The 17,655-nt window shown below is 44.2% G+C and carries 22 protein-coding genes; 12 read left to right on the top strand and 10 right to left on the bottom strand.

Features of this window, described 5'->3' with window-relative positions; all coding sequences use genetic code 11:
• Window positions 1–182 precede the first annotated feature (182 nt).
• From MJ612_RS03685 to MJ612_RS03720, 8 genes are all read left to right on the top strand, one after another.
• Window positions 183–1,568, top strand: coding sequence for a sigma-54-dependent transcriptional regulator (locus MJ612_RS03685; protein ID WP_187029557.1), 1,386 nt, complete (start codon window positions 183–185; stop codon window positions 1,566–1,568).
• Window positions 1,558–2,913, top strand: coding sequence for a sensor histidine kinase (locus MJ612_RS03690; protein ID WP_187029559.1), 1,356 nt, complete (start codon window positions 1,558–1,560; stop codon window positions 2,911–2,913). The genes MJ612_RS03685 and MJ612_RS03690 overlap by 11 nt, the downstream gene beginning before the upstream one ends.
• A 67-nt stretch (window positions 2,914–2,980) precedes the next feature.
• Window positions 2,981–3,418 carry an OsmC family protein gene (locus MJ612_RS03695; RefSeq protein ID WP_187029561.1) on the top strand — a complete coding sequence of 146 codons (438 nt, stop codon included), beginning with the start codon at window positions 2,981–2,983 and terminating at the stop codon, window positions 3,416–3,418.
• Between the two features lie 89 nt (window positions 3,419–3,507).
• Complete coding sequence (locus tag MJ612_RS03700; protein ID WP_187029563.1) at window positions 3,508–4,815, top strand: type IX secretion system plug protein; 1,308 nt, start codon at window positions 3,508–3,510, stop codon at window positions 4,813–4,815.
• 121 nt (window positions 4,816–4,936) lie between these two features.
• Complete coding sequence (locus MJ612_RS03705; RefSeq protein ID WP_187029565.1) at window positions 4,937–5,191, top strand: hypothetical protein; 255 nt, start codon at window positions 4,937–4,939, stop codon at window positions 5,189–5,191.
• A gap of 75 nt (window positions 5,192–5,266) precedes the next feature.
• Complete coding sequence (locus MJ612_RS03710) at window positions 5,267–5,566, top strand: DUF2695 domain-containing protein (protein ID WP_187029567.1); 300 nt, start codon at window positions 5,267–5,269, stop codon at window positions 5,564–5,566.
• Between the two features lie 162 nt (window positions 5,567–5,728).
• Window positions 5,729–6,067, top strand: a complete 339-nt coding sequence (locus MJ612_RS03715) for a GNAT family N-acetyltransferase (protein ID WP_317233052.1) — start codon at window positions 5,729–5,731, stop codon at window positions 6,065–6,067.
• A gap of 26 nt (window positions 6,068–6,093) precedes the next feature.
• Window positions 6,094–6,723, top strand: a complete 630-nt coding sequence (locus MJ612_RS03720; RefSeq protein WP_187029569.1) for a class I SAM-dependent methyltransferase — start codon at window positions 6,094–6,096, stop codon at window positions 6,721–6,723.
• A gap of 51 nt (window positions 6,724–6,774) precedes the next feature.
• On the opposite strand, the gene ychF is transcribed toward MJ612_RS03720, so the two are convergent.
• Window positions 6,775–7,872, bottom strand: coding sequence for a redox-regulated ATPase YchF (ychF, locus tag MJ612_RS03725; RefSeq protein ID WP_187029571.1), 1,098 nt, complete (start codon window positions 7,870–7,872; stop codon window positions 6,775–6,777).
• Between the two features lie 719 nt (window positions 7,873–8,591).
• The gene (locus tag MJ612_RS03730; RefSeq protein WP_187029573.1) at window positions 8,592–8,942 is read right to left on the bottom strand and encodes a DUF3276 family protein; all 351 of its coding nucleotides are present in this window, start codon (window positions 8,940–8,942) and stop codon (window positions 8,592–8,594) included.
• Window positions 8,943–9,073: 131 nt separating this feature from the next.
• On the opposite strand from MJ612_RS03730, the gene MJ612_RS03735 reads away from it, so the two are divergent.
• Both MJ612_RS03735 and MJ612_RS03740 read left to right on the top strand, forming a co-directional pair.
• The gene (locus MJ612_RS03735) at window positions 9,074–9,487 is read left to right on the top strand and encodes a septal ring lytic transglycosylase RlpA family protein (protein ID WP_187029575.1); all 414 of its coding nucleotides are present in this window, start codon (window positions 9,074–9,076) and stop codon (window positions 9,485–9,487) included.
• 10 nt (window positions 9,488–9,497) lie between these two features.
• Entirely contained in the window at window positions 9,498–10,409 is a 912-nt protein-coding gene (locus tag MJ612_RS03740; protein WP_187029577.1) for a DUF58 domain-containing protein, read from the top strand.
• 1 nt (window position 10,410) lies between these two features.
• On the opposite strand, the gene MJ612_RS03745 is transcribed toward MJ612_RS03740, so the two are convergent.
• From MJ612_RS03745 to MJ612_RS03765, 5 genes are all read right to left on the bottom strand, one after another.
• Window positions 10,411–10,794, bottom strand: coding sequence for a nuclear transport factor 2 family protein (locus MJ612_RS03745; protein ID WP_187029579.1), 384 nt, complete (start codon window positions 10,792–10,794; stop codon window positions 10,411–10,413).
• Window positions 10,795–10,864: 70 nt separating this feature from the next.
• Window positions 10,865–11,401: a hypothetical protein gene (locus MJ612_RS03750; protein WP_187029581.1), complete on the bottom strand. Its 537-nt coding sequence runs from the start codon at window positions 11,399–11,401 to the stop codon at window positions 10,865–10,867.
• 76 nt (window positions 11,402–11,477) lie between these two features.
• On the bottom strand, window positions 11,478–12,164 hold the full coding sequence (locus tag MJ612_RS03755; protein ID WP_187029583.1) for a carboxypeptidase-like regulatory domain-containing protein: 687 nt from the start codon (window positions 12,162–12,164) through the stop codon (window positions 11,478–11,480).
• 54 nt (window positions 12,165–12,218) lie between these two features.
• On the bottom strand, window positions 12,219–12,851 hold the full coding sequence (locus MJ612_RS03760; RefSeq protein ID WP_250419045.1) for a DNA-3-methyladenine glycosylase family protein: 633 nt from the start codon (window positions 12,849–12,851) through the stop codon (window positions 12,219–12,221).
• A gap of 235 nt (window positions 12,852–13,086) precedes the next feature.
• Window positions 13,087–14,106, bottom strand: coding sequence for a threonine aldolase family protein (locus MJ612_RS03765; RefSeq protein WP_187029585.1), 1,020 nt, complete (start codon window positions 14,104–14,106; stop codon window positions 13,087–13,089).
• Between the two features lie 6 nt (window positions 14,107–14,112).
• On the opposite strand from MJ612_RS03765, the gene MJ612_RS03770 reads away from it, so the two are divergent.
• Entirely contained in the window at window positions 14,113–14,367 is a 255-nt protein-coding gene (locus MJ612_RS03770) for a hypothetical protein (RefSeq protein WP_317164518.1), read from the top strand.
• Window positions 14,368–14,475: 108 nt separating this feature from the next.
• On the opposite strand, the gene MJ612_RS03775 is transcribed toward MJ612_RS03770, so the two are convergent.
• Window positions 14,476–14,973, bottom strand: a complete 498-nt coding sequence (locus MJ612_RS03775) for a metallophosphoesterase family protein (RefSeq protein WP_187029587.1) — start codon at window positions 14,971–14,973, stop codon at window positions 14,476–14,478.
• A gap of 788 nt (window positions 14,974–15,761) precedes the next feature.
• The gene (pyrE, locus tag MJ612_RS03780; protein ID WP_187029589.1) at window positions 15,762–16,400 is read right to left on the bottom strand and encodes an orotate phosphoribosyltransferase; all 639 of its coding nucleotides are present in this window, start codon (window positions 16,398–16,400) and stop codon (window positions 15,762–15,764) included.
• A gap of 107 nt (window positions 16,401–16,507) precedes the next feature.
• On the opposite strand from pyrE, the gene MJ612_RS03785 reads away from it, so the two are divergent.
• A complete protein-coding gene (locus MJ612_RS03785) occupies window positions 16,508–17,188 on the top strand; it encodes an NUDIX hydrolase (protein WP_187029591.1) in 681 nt (226 codons plus the stop codon).
• Here the strand turns inward: MJ612_RS03785 and coaD are convergent.
• Window positions 17,142–17,624 carry a pantetheine-phosphate adenylyltransferase gene (gene coaD / locus MJ612_RS03790; RefSeq protein WP_187029593.1) on the bottom strand — a complete coding sequence of 161 codons (483 nt, stop codon included), beginning with the start codon at window positions 17,622–17,624 and terminating at the stop codon, window positions 17,142–17,144. The two genes, MJ612_RS03785 and coaD, sit on opposite strands and share 47 nt — an antisense overlap.
• Window positions 17,625–17,655: the final 31 nt, after the last annotated feature.

A 17,655-nucleotide genomic window follows, 5' to 3' on the forward strand; every position in this document is an offset into this window, starting at 1 on the left:
CATGAAACCTGATTTCTGCTGAATTCTTCCATTTCAAGCACTCATATACTGTCCATGTATGGACACTTTTTGTCCGGCAGTGGACAACAGCTACTACCTTTTCTGGTTAATTTCTTATAAATTACATAAGTATAAGTATGGCACAATATTTTACTGTGTAACACAAACTATAACCTACCACTATGGAAAATAACCTGGGTCGTATTCTGGTGATCGATGATAACGAGGACATACTTTTCTCGGCTAAAATGTTGCTGCGGAGGTATGCCAAAGAGGTTGTGATGGAAAAGAACCCGAAGAAAATCCCGTTTCTGCTGTCGAATGAAGAATTTGACATCATCCTGCTGGATATGAATTTCAGTGAAGACATTACCAGTGGGCAGGAAGGCTTTTATTGGCTGCAGGAGATCCTGAAGTATGACCCATCGGCGGTGGTGATAATGATAACAGCTTTTGGAGATGTGGAGATGGCGGTGCGGGCTGTAAAAGAAGGGGCCACCGATTTTGTGCTGAAACCCTGGCAAAACGAAAAGCTGATCGCCACACTTTCGGCGGCAAGTAAACTGCGCAACTCCTACAAAGAAGTAAACCAGCTAAAGGAAGTGAACCGCACGCTTTCGGCCGAACTTAATCCGTCTCCGGATATAATAATGGGCAAAAGCCCGGCCATGCAACAGTTGTTTTCTATAATAGATAAAGTAGCAAAAACGGATGCAGACGTACTGTTGCTGGGAGAGAACGGGACAGGTAAGGAAGTAATAGCCCGTACCATACATCAACGCTCTTCGCGGGCCGATAAGGTATTTGTAACAGTAGATATGGGTGCTGTTACAGAATCGTTATTCGAAAGTGAATTGTTTGGCCATAAGAAAGGTGCGTTTACAGATGCCAAAGAAGACAGAGTTGGCAGGATAGAAGCTGCCAATGGTGGTACGTTATTTCTAGATGAAATAGGGAATCTGTCGCTGGCAATGCAGGCTAAACTTTTAACGGTGCTGCAGCGACGCGAAGTAATAAGGGTAGGCACCAACAAACCTATACCTGTAAATGTGCGTCTGATCTGTGCTACAAACATGCCATTGAAAGAGATGGTACAGCGTAACGAGTTCCGCCAGGATCTGCTGTACCGGATCAATACGGTAGAGCTAAACCTGCCGCCACTGCGTAACCGACTGGATGATATCCCGCTTTTTGCAGAACATTTCCTGGGTGTGTATGCCCGCAAATATAAGCAGCCCCTTAAGCGATTGTCAGAATCCGGCTTGGTAAAACTGCAACGTTATAGTTGGCCAGGTAACGTGCGCGAATTGCAGCATGTGCTGGAGCGTGCCTCCATAATGAGCGATAACCGGGAACTACAGGCCGAAGACTTCTTCTTCTTAGCTGAAGCTGAAACTTCGGTAGCAGATAACATTTCTGTAAACGACTCCAGGAGCCTGGATGAACTGGAACGTGATGCATTAAAACGAGCGCTACATAAATACGACGGAAATATATCGAAAGCCGCTAAAGAACTGGGTTTGTCGCGCGGGGCGCTGTACCGAAGACTGGAGAAGTATGAGCTTTAGGAACTACAGGCTGCAGGTACTGCTGCGTGTCCTGTTGCTGGCAGCCTCTATTTATGCCTTGGCTATAGTTGGTCCGTCTGCAGAATACCGGGGTACTTTTATAGGGTTGTTGATCTTTATCCTGCTGCAGGTTATACTTCTGATGCATTACCACGAGCGTACCAACCGACAGTTTTTACGTTTCCTGAACTCCATTAAATATGACGACTTTACAGAGCAGTTTAACGTGACCGGCGAAGGCAAAACACAGCACGAACTGGCTGGAAGGTTAAACGAAGTGATGGAGAAGTTCAGGGAAGTCAGAGCTGAAAAAGAAGCGCACCTGCATTATTTCGAAGTGATCGTTCAGCACATCGGCATCGGCATAATTACCTATAAACCAAACGGGGAGATACTGATGCTGAACAATGCTGCTAAAAAACTAGTGCACCTGGCGCAGGCAAACCACACCAGCGAATTGGAAAAAGTTAGTCCGGAACTGGTACTGGGGCTGCAGCAACTGGAGCACGGAGACAAAGTGCTGGTGCCGGTAAGGCAAGGTGGTGAACAAGCTAACCTGACAGTGCACGTAATAGAGCTGGCATTGCTCGGCGACCGTATCCGTCTGGCTTCTATTCAGAACATTCAGCGGGAACTGGAAGAGAAAGAGATGGAAGCATGGCACAACCTGATAAAGGTACTCACACATGAGATCATGAATTCTGTAACGCCAATTGCTTCGCTCTCGGCAAGTGCTTCTGAAGAGATCAGCAGCTATACCGATACCCAGGCTGAGGAGGTAACTATACTTCGGGAAGAACTGGATGACGTGGGCCGCTGCCTGCAAACTATAAGCCGCCGCTCCGACAGCCTGATTCGGTTCGTGAACGACTTTCGTAACCTGACTACTATCTCTGTACCGCAAAAAAATGTGTTTAAAGTAGGGGAGCTGCTGCGTGAGATTAAGATACTGATGCGCGAACAGTTATCATCTCAGCATGTGCAGCTTAAAGTAGAAATACCATCCGAAGATATTCTTTTATCGGCAGACCGTGGCATGATAGAGCAGGTGCTGATAAATTTAGTTAAAAATGCTATTGAGGCGGTGCATGAAAAAGAGAATGCTTGTATAAAACTGCAGGCGTACTTAGATGACCGCAGCCGTGCCCGCATTATAGTTGCTGATAATGGCCAAGGGCTGACGGAAGAAGCGATGCAGAAGATCTTTATCCCGTTTTATACTACAAAAAAAACAGGCTCTGGCATAGGGTTAAGTTTATCGCGGCAGCTCATGCGTTTGCACCAGGGCAATATTTCGGTTAACTCTAAGCTTGGCGAAGGCACTGCTTTTACCCTTAGTTTTTAAGTATAAACTATAGATTAGCTATAGTTATAGGTTGCTGCGTATAGGGTCTGTAACCAACAGCACCACTATGAGCAGCAGAACCGTTATTGTTAGCGCCGAAGAACCCAATGGCTATGTGGCTAACATCCAAATGGGTAATCAGGAATTTGTGATCGATGAAAGTGGCATAGAACAAGGTATAGATACTGGCCCTACGCCATACGACTACATTATGAGCGCATTGGGTGCCTGCACGGTAATTACATTGCACATGTATGCAAAACGTAAACAGTGGCCGCTTCAACGCGCCGAAGTAACCTTGGTACATGAGCGTGTGTATGCTGCCGACTGCGAACACTGCGACGACAAGGCTGCAAAGATCTCCCAAATCACTAAAAAGCTGCGGTTGATTGGTAACCTGACACAGGAACAACGACTGCGGCTGGAGATTATCTCTTCTAAATGCCCGGTTCAGAAATCGCTGCACACAGGTATCATTGTGCAGACGGAGCTTGTGCACGAGTAAGCTGTTTTGCATCTCCTCCTGATTTCGGTATATTCGTAAAGTATAACCAGCGCGGCTGCTTAGTAAAGTATAGCTGCTCCCTCTATTCTATGTTCAGACGATCTATCTCAGCTTGTATACTTGCTTTTACGCTGCTTACCGGCTGCGTACCCATAGAAGAGCAATCCCAAAGCAGCAGTAACACCCAGCAAACCCAGCTCCGCTACGAAGACTATATTTACCACGAAGGTATAAGATCGGTGCAGTGTTATGCCGCTACCGGCGTACCCGAAGAAGTATTGGAGCCTGCGGTAACATCGCTGCAACAAAGCAGGCCAATTATACTGGAGTTCGACAGGCTGAATGTTGGTCAGCAACGGTTGGTAGCCAAACTCATCCATTGCAACTATAACTGGACACCCTCAACACTGGCAGAAACGCAGTACCTCAACGATTTTAACGAATTTTTTATAACTGATGTACAGAACTCGGTGAACACGCGTGTGCCGTATGTGCATTACCGCTTCCGGGTGCCGCGCGTAAAAATGAGTGGTAATTATCTGTTGGAAGTGCGCGAGGAAGGAGGCAATTTACTGCTCACGCGCCGCATAATGGTGTATCAGAACCTGACCGCAGTTACAGCTAAACTTGGATTACCGGCTGGTCCATCGGGGAGGCAAACTCGTCAGCCTGTAGAGTTTAATGTGTTTTACAAAGACTATGAACTCGTAAACCCGGCTATGGAAGTAAAGGCTGTGCTGCGCCAGAACCACCGCTGGGACAATGCCAAGTTTATACCTGCCCCAACCTTTGTGCGCGACCACCTGAAACGCCTGGAATATGTATTTTTTGAGCCGAAAGATAATTTCCTGGGACTGGCTGAGTACCGCCCGTTTGATACCCGAAGCGTGCGCTACAATGGCATTGGCGTAAGCGATGTAAATGTTGAAGCCAACCCTGTTGAAGTGTTTTTGCAGATTGATAAGAACCGATCTACGGAAGTATACAGCCAGGAGCCGGATATAAATGGCAAAATGATTTTTAACAGCCGCGAGTATGGCAACGGCGATGTAAACGCAGACTATACCTGGGTTGATTTTGAACTGAAATCTACCGAAGAAACTACCGGGCAGGTATACATTTTAGGTGCCCTAACAGACTGGAAAATCACCCCTGATGCACGTATGAAGTATGATCCTGAACGACAGGCTTATAACGGACGGCTGCTGTTAAAACAAGGTTACTATAATTACCAGTATGTGCTGCAGCAGAACCAATCTACAGATCACAGTTACTACGAAGGCAGCCACTTCGAAACTGAAAACAGTTACGACATCCTGATCTATTACCGCCCACCCGGCTCCCGTGCCGACCTGCTAATTGGCTACGAAGAGATCTTGTTTAACAGGAGGAGGTAGGGAAACCTATACTTTTAATATAGAGCAGATAACCGTATGTTTACTGTTATACTATAGTTGTGGTGCATTAATAATTTAGAATTTCCGCTCAAAGTAAGAAAGGGAATGGAATAAAGAATTTATGGTTGACAAAACAAATCTAAAATTAGCTTTAGAAACTGCTAGAGAATTCATAGCTGGAAAAATTGACTTTAAACAGCTTAATGATAATTTTCCGGATGACACTGATGATAAAGATATTAATGAGTTATTCGATTTAATTGAGCATCAACCAAAACTGGGCGGTTTTTTTGGAGTAAGTCAGGAAACTTATGACCAGTATAACCAAAGTATTGATAGGGTTTTGGAAAGGTTAGAAGGTAGAATAAAAGAATAACGAAACCACAACAAAACCTAAAGCACATTAAAACGTGCCCTAGCCCAGACCGTTAGCGGTAAGAATAAATTATAAATGAAAACAAACGAAGAAAAAGACAGGCAAAAACAGTTACGGGCAGAATTGAAAATAAAGGAGAAGGAAAATTTCTTAAACAGCCTACCTATACCCGCTGACCAGTTTAAAGAACTCTTTGATTTCCTTGACGAAAAGCTTGAACAAGACGGCTGTGACGATACGCTATCCCTAACAAAATCATACTTAGACAAACAAGGTATTGAGAATGAAAAGGTAGTGTCGTGGCTGGAAGAAAATGGAGGGTATTGCGATTGCGAAGTGCTTGCCAACGTTGAAGAAAAATTTGAAAACTTGTAAGAACTCCTTCCGCTAACAAAGCATATGAGCAAAGCTGCGGCTGCTCCTAGATCACTTTATGTACAAACCGTTACTCTTGCTAAACATACAACGATCAACTGCATAAATAGCTTTCTGTAATGAATAGTATACAACCCGCGTTAGTTTCTGAAGGAAGAAGATATACAGTCTTTTAAATCACTTATCTTAAATGAATACCTGCATGCTGTAACCCTGTTCTGTATCAGGGATGAACAAAATAAGATAGCCGGTTTTTCGGGTACAGCTGAAGGCAAAGTGGAGATGCTTTTTATCGATCCAATCTATAGGGGAAAGGGAGTTGGGAAAGCGCTGCTGCAACATGCCATTGAAGTATTAGGTTGCACAAAAGTAGATGTGAACGAACAGAATGAACAGGCTGTTGGCTTCTATAAGCATGCAGGTTTTAAAGTGGTTAGCAGATCAGAAACAGATAGTATGGGAAAACCTTTCCCGATTCTGAGTATGGAGCTGGGTAGTTAATTTTCTCTTTCATAACAGTACAAACCATGAGCAGCATACAAAAAGCCTACAACAGCTGGGCCTCACAATACGACACCAACCATAACCGCACCCGCGACTTAGAAGGAGAGGCGCTGCGAACTATACTTTCAACTATAAACTTTGAGCGGGTACTGGAAATTGGCTGCGGCACCGGAAAGAATACCTTTTGGCTACAAGAAAAAGCTGCCCACGTTACAGCTGTAGATTTTTCGGAAGAGATGCTGGCAAAAGCGAAGCAGAAAGTAACTTCTGCTAAAGTACAGTTCACTCAGGCTGATATTACTAAAGACTGGTCGTTTTGCGAAGGTAAGTATAACTTGATTACTTTTAGCCTGGTGCTGGAACACATCGAAAACCTGGGCCACATCTTTAAGCAAGTTGCTGAAGCGTTGGTTGCAGGTGGATATGTGTACATTGGGGAACTGCATCCATTCAAACAATACACTGGTTCCAAAGCTCGATTTGATACTGATGAAGGCCGCGAGATTCTAGAATGCTATACTCATAACATCTCAGATTTCACCCAAACAGCCAAACAACAGGGTTTTATAGTTGCCGACATCAACGAATACTTCGACAACAATGATCGCACACAAATACCAAGGATCCTAACTATTCTACTGCTGAAAGTATAAACAAAAAGGGCAGCCGTAAAGCTGCCCTTTTCAATATCTGTAAAGTATAAACTACACGTTGAAACGGAAGTGCATAATGTCGCCGTCCTGCACCACATAGTCTTTACCTTCCACGGCCATTTTACCGGCTTCTTTAATTTTAGCTTCAGTTTTATATTCTTGGTAATCTTTCAGTTTAATTACCTCAGCACGGATAAAGCCTTTCTCAAAGTCAGTGTGGATTACACCGGCAGCAGCAGGAGCTTTCCAGCCTTTACCGATTGTCCAGGCACGAACTTCTTTAACACCGGCCGTAAAGTAAGTAATAAGGTTAAGCAGGCTATATGATGCTTTGATCAGTTTGCTCAGACCAGACTCCTTCAGGTTATATTCCGCCAGGAACATTTCCTTCTCTTCTTCATCTGTCAGCTCAGCAATCTGTGCTTCAATAGAAGCAGAGATCAGAACAACCTGCGCATTTTCAGCTTTTACGTGTTCTTCTAATGCTTTCGAAAATTTATTGCCTGTGTTTACAGATTCTTCATCAACGTTAGCAGCGTATACTACCGGTTTCGCAGTCAGCAGGTTTAAGTCGCTTACTGTTTCTTTATCTTCGTCGGTTGCATCTAAACTACGAGCGTTAAAGCCCTTCTCCAGATGTGCTTTATATTTCTCAAGCGTTGCCAGTTCTTTCTTCGCCTTCGCATCGCCGGCTTTAGCAGAGCGCTGCACTTTCAGCATCATTTTCTCGATAGACTCAAGATCCTTAAGCTGTAGCTCAGTATCAATTATTTCCTTATCAGAGATAGGGTCTACTTTACCGGCCACGTGCACAATGTTCGGATCTTCGAAGCAACGCACCACGTGTATAATGGCATCTACCTCGCGGATGTTCGCCAGGAACTTGTTACCCAGACCTTCGCCTTTACTGGCGCCTTTCACCAGGCCGGCAATGTCTACAAACTCGATTACGGTTGGCAGCACACGCTCCGGGTGTACCAGCTCTTCCAGTATCTGCAGGCGCTCATCGGGTACGGTAATTACACCCACGTTTGGCTCAATGGTACAGAAAGGGTAGTTGGCAGATTCTGCCTTGGCGTTAGAAATAGCGTTAAATAAAGTTGACTTACCTACGTTTGGCAAGCCCACGATGCCGCATCTTAATCCCATGTATCTTTAATAGTTAATTTCAGGGTGCAAAGATAAGGTTTTTTGTTGATTGGTTTATAGTTGGTTTTTTATCTGTTAAACCGAGCGAAGCCGAGGAATCTTAATCGTCTTGTAGTTGCAGTCTATACTTTCTTGAAACAAGCTATACTTTTATAGTTACTTGTAATCCTGGGAGCTTTACTAATTTACCGTTTCATTTTATACATCGGTGCCCTCATGGCCGGGAGGCCCCGTCTTCGGGCATCGCGCTGCTGCTTTCTTGCTACCCTCGTTACCTCGGGTTGCTGCGCCACCGCAACAAATCAAAGGCGCTCCTCCCAAAGACTGCGATCAGTTCGATAGTAGAAGCTATAGTTAATGGATAGGCTTAAGTTGTATCGCTTTATCGTGGTCAAAGATCCATAGGGACAGGTCGCGACCTGTCCTATCTTGGTCTGTAACTATAAAACTATAAATCAACCTATAGCAAAGGCAAAACTGTCCCCTTGAAGGGACTATAGGGGTGTTAAAACTAAGACTATAAAACTTATACTTTCAATTAGAGCAGGAACAGAAAGCTCCCCGCCTTAGACAAGGAGGGGATGGGGGTGGTTGGACCCACAGCAACTATAAAAAAAAACAATTCAAACTAAGCCAAAAGCAGAAATGTCTTAAAAACAAAAAGCCTGTAGATGATACCACAGGCTTTTTATTTTTAATGTATAAAGTAAGGAGGGAGATTATTCCCACTTCAGTTCTTCATCAAAAGTTGCGTCGGCGGTAAGTTCGGCAGTTGGTTCTGCGTTTTCGGCAGCTTCCAGTGCAGCAAGAGCTTCTTCAGTTAGCAGCTCAGACTTAACATGATCAATTGTTCCCTGTAGGGCTTCCATAAATTTCACGAAATCTTCTTTGTATAAAAAGATCTTGTGTTTCTCGTAAGAGAAGGTCTCGTCTTTAAACTTTCTCTTGCTCTCCGTGATGGTCACATAGAAGTCATTTGAGCGAGTTGATTTCACATCAAAGAAATACGTTCTTTTCCCGGCTCTTACTCTTTGGGAATAAATTTCTGCTTTTTCGTTGTTCTCTTCCACCGTTTTTAGACGTTAAATTCAACTTTATGAACCTAAAAGTAACATATAGAAATGATATATAAAAATTTTTGAATTTAAAATTGAAGTTAAATTTTTCTGTTATATTTGGCACCGGACCAAACTAGTAAATCATGAATTTATGTTCAATTTTACTACTATTCCTTCTCTCATTTTCAACGGGTAACAACCTGTACACGGCCAATGGTAAGGCTTCTTACTACTCTGATCGTATGCAAGGCCAACGCACCTCAAGCGGCGAGCGCTACGATAAAGCCAAGCTTACTGCTGCCCATTCTTCGCTACCATTTAATACCTTAGTGGAAGTTACCAACAAAGCGAACGGTAAATCGGTCATCGTTAAAATCAACGACCGTATGCCCAAAAGCCGCCACTCTATTATTGATCTATCGCGTGCAGCTGCTAAAGAAATAGACCTGATACGAGCCGGAGTTGCAAGCGTAACTATAAAGGAAGTAAAACCCGAAGAAAAGCAACAAGACGTGCCATTTGCCGTTTCAGAAGCAAAGCCTGATAAAACCAAATAGCATGTAGCCCATGAAGCAGCCCATCACCCTTGCCGATGTTCAGAAGTTTGAGAACATGGAGTTTTTGGCAAAGCAGTTGGTGGAAGGCTTTATTACTGGTCTGCATCAGTCCCCTTACCACGGTTTCTCGGTTGAGTTTTCGGAGCACCGCCTGTACAACAGCGGCGAAAGCACCCGCCACATAGACTGGAAAGTTTTTGCCCGCACCGACAAGCTTTTTGTAAAGCGCTACGAAGAGGAAACTAACCTGCGCTGCCACCTTTTGCTGGATGTATCGCCGTCTATGTATTACCCTACAGATACACATGGCAAGATAAAATTCAGTATACTTTGTGCGGCGGCTATTGCCACACTTTTGCGCAAACAACGAGATGCCGTAGGGCTCGTTACTTTTTCCGATACCATTCAACTTCAAACGCCGGTTCGTTCTACGGCATCACACCTGCACACGCTTTTACTGCTCCTGCAACAACAATTAGATGCAAAGCCTGCACGCTCGGGTACCGAAGTTCCGGGTGTTATTCACCAGATCGCGCAACAGATACCTAAACGCTCTCTTGTTATTATTTTCAGTGATATGCTTGGCCGCAACGAGGATATGGATACTACTTTTTCGGCGCTGCAGCACCTGAAGCACCAGAAACACGAAGTGCTGATCTTCCATGTGATGGACCGCAAAACCGAAGAAGAGTTTGAGTTTGCCGAGCGGCCCTACATTTTCGTGGATGTGGAGACAGGGCAGGAGCTAAAGTTACAGCCCTCTCAGGTACGTGAGAACTATAAAGCTGCCGTAGAGAACTATAAACGTGAACTTGCGCTAAAGTGCGGCCAGTATAAAATTGATTTTGTGCCTGTCGATATCAGCGAGCCTTTCGATAAGATGCTTTATAGTTACCTGGTAAAACGTGCGAAGGTGCGGTAACCTAACTATAATCCTGCAGCCTGATTATCTTACCATCCTTAAAAGTAAACACAGAACGTCCTTTCAGTTCCAGTTTATCCCCTGCCTTTAATCCGTTAGGCAGATCTATGGCAAGTATAGCTGTATAGTCTATCTGGGTTTCTGCAGTATGATCAGTTATAGTTAGCTGGGTTATTTTCTGGTCGCGTTGGGTAAAGTATTTTGTAGCTTCTTCGGCTTGTGCTTTAAAAGCATCAATGCCTTTTATACTTAGTGTTACTTGTCCGTTTACAATGTTTTCAAATTCTACTTCCAGGTGTATTTGTGCCAGCATGCCTTCTACATTAAAGTTATTGTAGGCATTTATGTAGTTTTCTATAGTTTGTTGGATGGTGGAGTTTGGCATGTGATTTTTATTTCTAACGTCTGGGCTATGGTGCGTTTATGCACTATAGTTTTTGTTGGTGGAAGTGGTTCTATTTTTCAGTCGCAAATTCACTTTCAATGTTAAGGCTTCCTTGATTATTGGAAATTTTTGGAGGAACATCAAAAGTGACCAATTGCTTTTCACTCAGTAAGTTTGTCCCTTTCTGAAAATTATTGTCAGTTATAATAACCGGTCCTTCGTACCAGCAATCAAAAAAATTAACAAAATCCTGAAATTCGCTGTTCTTAATAATTACAGAGCTTCCTGATTGATTATGCCCACCAGCTTGGAAGTCAAGGTAATTTTCAAAAGTGCAGTTTTCAATAATTAAACCACCCAAAAAATAAGTAAAAACAAACTGACAGTTTCTGAATCGGGAGTTTAGAATTTTGACGGGCTTTTTAAACTGAGTTACACTTCCAGAAAAGCTATCAAATATGCAGTTCTCAATCACTACATCCTTATCCCAAACGTCACTTGTCTCTATCTTAAGTTCACCTTCTACATATAAGTCAGATAATGGCTTTCCTTCATTGAGTAAGTCCATTGCCCTTTCAGATAAAATATTGTGGGAAGGTTCTTTCATAATTTTCTATTACCACCAACTATTGGCTAAACGAAAACATACGCTTATCTGCATTATATCTGTAAGTATAACTACCCTAATAGTTAATCTCAAAGTTAACTGTGGCGTGCTCTTTCAGATCTATAGTTTCACTGAAGGTTTCGGTTTTGCCATCAACACCTGTAGTAATTATTTCCCAGTCCAGGTTTATTTTAGAGGTTTGTTTAAAGTAATAGCCGCGGGTTATAGTGCTATCGGAGGCCAGTGTATTTATTGTGATTAAATCCCTGTTTGATGGGACACCAAAGATAGGTGATGCATCGCTGCTGGAAGTGTAACTTAATGAAAGTTTAAGTGTTTTTTCTTTGTCTGAAGGAGTTTTGCTGATGTTTAAGCTTAAATAGGAACCCTGAGCCACATATATATCCTGCTGGTTTCTTTCTCCGGATTTTAATACTGCACCTACGTTATTTGGTTCTCTGGCATCTACATAGTTTGCTTTTTCAGGAATCACCAGGTATACTTTTTGGTCTTTATTTTCAGGAATTATGAACGTATAGTTACCAGCAGCGCCGGAGGTAGTAGTATGTTTAACAGGATTTGAAAAGCCTCCTCCTAAGGCAAAGCCTTCGCCAACTGTAAGATTGAGTTTAGCATCTACAACAGGTGCATTTGTTTCAATGTCAATCACTTTTCCGCTTATCTCTGTAGCAGTGTCGTCAGGTTCGCAGGCAGTTAGCAGCGTGGAAAATGCTAGTAGGTAAAGTTTGTTTAGCTTGAGCATAGTGTCAGTAGTAAAGATCAAGTATAAATATAGTAATTATACTATAAATTTATGCTACTTCGGCATATTATCCAGCGACTGCCACAAGTATTTGCTAGCAATGGTGCGGTAAGGTCGCCAGTTCTCAGCAATCTGCTGCATACGCAGGCGTAAGAGTTTGCCTGTTTCTTCCAAATTATAGTGTCGTTTCATGGCATTCTGTATGCCCAAATCATCCACCGGAAAAACATCAGGCCGCTCCAGCGCAAACATCAGCAGCATTTCTACAGTCCAGCGGCCAACACCTTTTATTTGTGTCAGGTGAAGTATAAGCGCTTCGTCTTCCAGGGCATCTATAGTTGCATGCTTAAGATTACCTTCCGCAGCAAAGGCTGCTACATTGCGCACATAGCCAATCTTCTGGAACGATAAGCCTGCGCTACGCAGCATCTCGTCGGTAGTGGCCAATACCAGTTCAGGGTGAGGGTAAGTTTCCGGGTATAGCTCCGTAAAGCGCTTAAATATAGTTGCTGCTGCTTTAGTAGAGAGTTGCTGCGACACTATTGCGCTCAGCAGCATAAAGTATAGATCTTCTGATCTGGATGAAGCCAGTGGCCGGCCCCGCTGGATTATAGTTGCCATAACCGGATCGTTACCAAGTATAGCCATTACTTCAGGGGCAGGATGAGCAGGAGAGGAGTTGTTCATAGTTTTATAGTTTGATTATCCAACCACCCCCGGCCCCTCCTTGTCTAAGGCGGGGAGCTTTTTACTTACTGCTCAATCTGCATAGTTTATAGTTTGTGCTTTTAATAAATAACTCAAACTATAGAATTTATACTTTGAAAAAGTAATAGCAGACTCCTCTCCTTAGACTACCGAGAAGAGATTTCGAAGGTAGCGAGTGTAGCTCTGAGGGGCCAGGGGTGGTTGGATTTTATAGTTACAGCGACTTCAGTACTTTAAGGGTATGCTCCTGCATCTCATCAGTTACATCCAGGTGCGTTACAAACCGGATCAACTGCGGGCCGAAACCGGATGCACGGATGTTGTGTTTTGCCAGCGTTTCCAGGAATCCATCATCCGTATACTTGCCGTTAAGTTTAAAGATAACGATGTTGGTCTCAACAGGCAGTACGCTCTCTACATAATCTGTTTGCAGCAGCACTTCTTCCATTTGCTTGGCTTTACGCTGGTCTTCTTTAAGGCGGTCAATGTGACTATCTAACGCATAGATACAGGCTGCTGCCAGGTAGCCTGCCTGTCGCATACCGCCACCAAATACTTTACGAATGCGTCGGCAATGTTTGATAAATGCTTTGCTACCCAGCAAAACAGAGCCAACCGGTGCTCCCAAGCCCTTGCTCAGGCAGACCGAGATGCTGTCGAAGTATAAGCCATAGTGTTTGGCATTGTCGCCGCTGGCTACCAAAGCGTTGAACACACGGGCGCCGTCGAGGTGCAGGGCCAGGTTGTTGCGCTTGCAAACCTCTGAGATAGCCGCAATCTCTTTTATAGTATAATATGCGCCGCCGCCTTTGTTACAGGTGTTTTCGAGCGCTACCAGCTTCGTGATAGGGTGGTGCAGGTTATCCGGACGTATGTTGCCTTCTACCTGTTCCGGCGTCATTTTGCCGCGCTCGCCGTTTACCAAAGCCACCGATGCACCCGAATTAGCAGCGATACCACCACCTTCGTACTGATAAATGTGTGCCGTAACATCACATATCACTTCTGTAAGCGGGCCCGTATGGGCCTTTATAGCGATCTGGTTGGTCATGGTACCCGATGGGCAGAACAAGCCGGCTTCCATGCCGAACATGGCGGCTGCTTTGGCTTCCAGGGCATTTATAGTTGGGTCTTCTTCGTACACGTCGTCGCCAACCTGGGCTGCAAACATGGCTTGCAGCATTTCGGGAGTGGGCTTTGTAACGGTATCGGAACGTAGGTCTGTTATAATCATATCAATTTGATTCTAGAAATACTTTACTTTTCAAAAATAATATTTTACTTTTGCCCTTCAAATTTAATAATTGCAACGATGGGAGTTACTAGACTTAAAAGAAAAGACCGTAAAAATAAGGCAAGAGCAAACAACAAGGTTGCTAGAATTAAGCAGCTATTGCTAACACCAGTTATCAAAAATGTAGATATGGACGAGCTACGTGCTCAGTTCGGTGAGGCTCCAAAAAACAAGCCAGCAGAAGAGACTTCAGCTGAGTAGTTTTATACGGCAAAGTAAAACCATCTGCCTGCCAACGCTGTGAAAGCTTCGGTTGGCGGGTTTACTAAAAGATTTCAGAGTGTGTTTGCAACCGCAAGCACACTTTTTTTATGCCCGCTTGCCAAGCTCTATTACCTGCAGATTCTCCACTTTGCCGTTGTTAATGTCAAAACGCATCATGGTTCGCATGGTATGGAAACCATGTTTACCTGCTGCCCCCGGGTTTAAATGCAATAAATTTTTCAGACTATTATCAGTCATTACCTTTAGTATGTGCGAGTGGCCGGTAATGTATAGTTGCGGTGGGTTTGCTTTGATCTCGTTTCTCACATCAGGGTGGTACTTGCCAGGGTAACCTCCAATATGTGTCATCATCACATCCAATCCTTCTACTATAAAACGGTTCACCTTCGGGTGCACTAATCTTATAGTTGCATCATCAATGTTACCATAAACGCCGCGTAAAGGTGCAATCTGGTTCAGCCTGTCCGACACTTCTATACTTCCAAAGTCACCCGCATGCCATATTTCATCACAGCCCGTTAAAAGCCGGATGATCTGGTCGTCGATGTAGGAGTGTGTATCGGAAAGCAGGCCTATTTTCATTGTAAGTGTTTTTGTGAAGTTATGGTTTACGTTGGATTTCAAGAAAATGTAGATGCGTATTTATTTTCTACACTTGTCATTTCGAGCGCAGTCGATGAATCTTGTATGTCCTGTAGTTAGTGAAGCCCTAGCAGCGTGCGCAGCTCCTGCTAGTGTCTGGGCCATAGTTAAAGACTGTTGTAACTTGAACCAAGCTATACTTTCAAATTGCCTGTTTTCCAGGGAGCTCTATTCACCTACAGTTTTATAGTCTTCTGCTTTGGTGCCCTCACGGCCGGGAGGCCCCGCCTTTTGGCATGGCGCGGTGTACATTTCTTTTGCTCGCATACTCGCAATGCCTAACGGCACCAGGAATCTACAAGGCGCTCCACCCAAAGACTGATATCTTTCTCATTGCTACAGGTTTTCTATACTTTGAAACGTTATGCTTCGATATTTATCGTGGTAGTAGTTCCGTAGGGACAGGTCAAGACCTGTCCGCTCAATATCTAAACTATAAAACTATAGCTCTAACTAAAGCTGAAGAAGAAAGTCCCCCTTTGAAGGGGGTAGGGGGATGACCAACAGCAACTATAAAACGATAACCTGAACTATATCAGCAGAAAAACTCCCCCCTTAGACAAGGAGGGGTTAGGAGTGGTTGGAGCACAATAACTACGAAGATATTAGCTCAACTAAGCCTTATCCTGCCAATCCATTATAGCCCCATTAATCTGTGGTTCAGACAATAAAGGAGACAAAGCCGAAACCTCATCTCCTTCATTCTTAATTCCTAATTCTTAATTAAATCAAGCTCCCCACGTCTCCGGCGATTTACGCCATTCGGCTAAGGCAGCCATCGCTGATTCCTGAATATATCTGTTGGCTACGGCGGCTTCGGTTAGGGCGCTATAGTTGCTCAGGCAGTGCAGGGCGATGCCGGCATTTCGGAAGTTCTCATCGGCCTGGGCAAAACCATAGGTGAAGATAGCTACCATACCAACCACTTCGCCACCTGCTGCACGCACGGCTTCAGCAGATTTTAAAGAGCTGCCTCCTGTAGAAATCAGGTCTTCTACCAGCACTACTTTCTGGCCCGGTAAGAGCTTGCCTTCTATCTGGTTACCCATGCCATGTTTCTTAGGCTCAGGGCGTACGTACAGGAAAGGCATCTCCAGCAGGTCGGCTACCAGGGCGCCCTGGGCTATACCTGCAGTGGCTACGCCGGCAATAGCTTCAGCCTGTGAGAAATGTTTTTTGATCTGTTCCGCTAGCTGTTGTTTAATAAAGCTGCGTATATGCGGAAAAGAAAGGGTAACACGGTTGTCGCAGTAAATGGGCGAGTTCCAGCCAGAGCTCCATTTAAAGGGCTGCTCTGGGCTTAACTTAACGGCTTCTGTTTCCAGCAGGAAAGAAGCTACCTGGTGTGCTGTCGTCGTAGTATCCATGAGCCGAAATTACAGAAATATTTGCCTTTTTGTGGCCCTGTAGTTTCTTTAAATTGATTTATTTATTCATTTGTGTAAATTCAACACGAAATAAGAGCACCTACTGCATGAACGTTTTCATTAACGATATTCCGCTTATCCTTAAAAGGTCGAACGAAAAAGTATACAGGCACCACTATGACCTGGTACTGGATGCTGATGACCACTTTACATCAAAAGACCTGGTAGGTGACGTGCTCATTAAGGATGCGGACATGATGCTGATAGATAGGTTGGTACGCCTGATGGAAGTGAAAAAGCTAAAAAAGCTGAACTCGCTTACGCTGGTGACCAATAAAAAGAAACGCCTGATCGAGCACCTGAAAGATCAGTTTAAGATTGTAAAAGCTGGTGGCGGACTGGTAGTTAAGGATGGAAAGATTCTGATGATCTACCGCCTTGGTGTGTGGGATCTGCCTAAAGGTAAGCTCAATAAAAAAGAAGGAGCGAAAGAAGGTGCCCTGCGTGAGGTAGAGGAGGAGTGCAATATTTCGGTAGAGCTGGTAGAAAAGCTTCCTAAAACCTGGCACTCGTATGCCTATAAAGGCAAAAAGATACTGAAGAAGACATCCTGGTACGTAATGAACTGCACCGATGATAGCCTGATGAAACCGCAGGCCGAGGAATTTATTGAAGAAGTCCGCTGGATGGCCCCGGAAGAAGCCATTGAAGTTCTACCAAAGGCTTATACTTCCATCGCTTTTATTGTGCGCCATTACCTGCAATCGCTGAAGTCGGGAAAGGTATAAAGTCGGCTACATCGCCCCCAAACCGGTGAATTTCGCGGATAATGGAGGAGCTGATCGCAGCCAGTGGCGGCGACGTGATCAGGAAAACTGTCTCCAGGTCGGTGTTTACGTGGCGGTTTGCCTGCGCTATAGTGTTTTCGTACTCAAAGTCGGTGGTGTTGCGCAAACCGCGCAATAAAAATTTAGCACCCACTTCACGCGCATATTCAGCCGTTAAACCTTTATAAGAGGTAGCTGATACATTCGGTACATCCTTAAAAATTCCAGAAATAATCTCAATCATACGCTCAACCGGAATATAGCGCTGTTTGCTGCTATTGTTTCCTATAGCAATGATGATTTCATCAAAAAGGCGGGTACCACGCATCACCACATCCAGGTGTCCGTTTGTAAAGGGATCAAAAGAGCCGGGAAAGAGAGCGATGCGCTTGGTCATTTAATTATGAATTTTGATTGAGTGAACTTAC

Source organism: Pontibacter deserti (genome assembly GCF_023630255.1).
Lineage (GTDB): Bacteria > Bacteroidota > Bacteroidia > Cytophagales > Hymenobacteraceae > Pontibacter > Pontibacter deserti.

Coding starts and splice junctions, on each gene's coding strand:
- MJ612_RS03695 (WP_187029561.1), top strand. CDS start 2,981: ATGAGCAGCAGAACCGTTATTGTTAGCGCCGAAGAACCCAATGGCTAT.
- MJ612_RS03685 (WP_187029557.1), top strand. CDS start 183: ATGGAAAATAACCTGGGTCGTATTCTGGTGATCGATGATAACGAGGAC.
- MJ612_RS03745 (WP_187029579.1), bottom strand. CDS start 10,794: ATGCCAAACTCCACCATCCAACAAACTATAGAAAACTACATAAATGCC.
- MJ612_RS03765 (WP_187029585.1), bottom strand. CDS start 14,106: ATGATTATAACAGACCTACGTTCCGATACCGTTACAAAGCCCACTCCC.
- MJ612_RS03710 (WP_187029567.1), top strand. CDS start 5,267: ATGAAAACAAACGAAGAAAAAGACAGGCAAAAACAGTTACGGGCAGAA.
- MJ612_RS03705 (WP_187029565.1), top strand. CDS start 4,937: ATGGTTGACAAAACAAATCTAAAATTAGCTTTAGAAACTGCTAGAGAA.
- MJ612_RS03785 (WP_187029591.1), top strand. CDS start 16,508: ATGAACGTTTTCATTAACGATATTCCGCTTATCCTTAAAAGGTCGAAC.
- MJ612_RS03760 (WP_250419045.1), bottom strand. CDS start 12,851: ATGAACAACTCCTCTCCTGCTCATCCTGCCCCTGAAGTAATGGCTATA.
- coaD (WP_187029593.1), bottom strand. CDS start 17,624: ATGACCAAGCGCATCGCTCTCTTTCCCGGCTCTTTTGATCCCTTTACA.
- pyrE (WP_187029589.1), bottom strand. CDS start 16,400: ATGGATACTACGACGACAGCACACCAGGTAGCTTCTTTCCTGCTGGAA.
- MJ612_RS03720 (WP_187029569.1), top strand. CDS start 6,094: ATGAGCAGCATACAAAAAGCCTACAACAGCTGGGCCTCACAATACGAC.
- MJ612_RS03775 (WP_187029587.1), bottom strand. CDS start 14,973: ATGAAAATAGGCCTGCTTTCCGATACACACTCCTACATCGACGACCAG.
- MJ612_RS03740 (WP_187029577.1), top strand. CDS start 9,498: ATGAAGCAGCCCATCACCCTTGCCGATGTTCAGAAGTTTGAGAACATG.
- MJ612_RS03735 (WP_187029575.1), top strand. CDS start 9,074: ATGAATTTATGTTCAATTTTACTACTATTCCTTCTCTCATTTTCAACG.
- MJ612_RS03700 (WP_187029563.1), top strand. CDS start 3,508: ATGTTCAGACGATCTATCTCAGCTTGTATACTTGCTTTTACGCTGCTT.
- MJ612_RS03755 (WP_187029583.1), bottom strand. CDS start 12,164: ATGCTCAAGCTAAACAAACTTTACCTACTAGCATTTTCCACGCTGCTA.
- ychF (WP_187029571.1), bottom strand. CDS start 7,872: ATGGGATTAAGATGCGGCATCGTGGGCTTGCCAAACGTAGGTAAGTCA.
- MJ612_RS03750 (WP_187029581.1), bottom strand. CDS start 11,401: ATGAAAGAACCTTCCCACAATATTTTATCTGAAAGGGCAATGGACTTA.
- MJ612_RS03690 (WP_187029559.1), top strand. CDS start 1,558: ATGAGCTTTAGGAACTACAGGCTGCAGGTACTGCTGCGTGTCCTGTTG.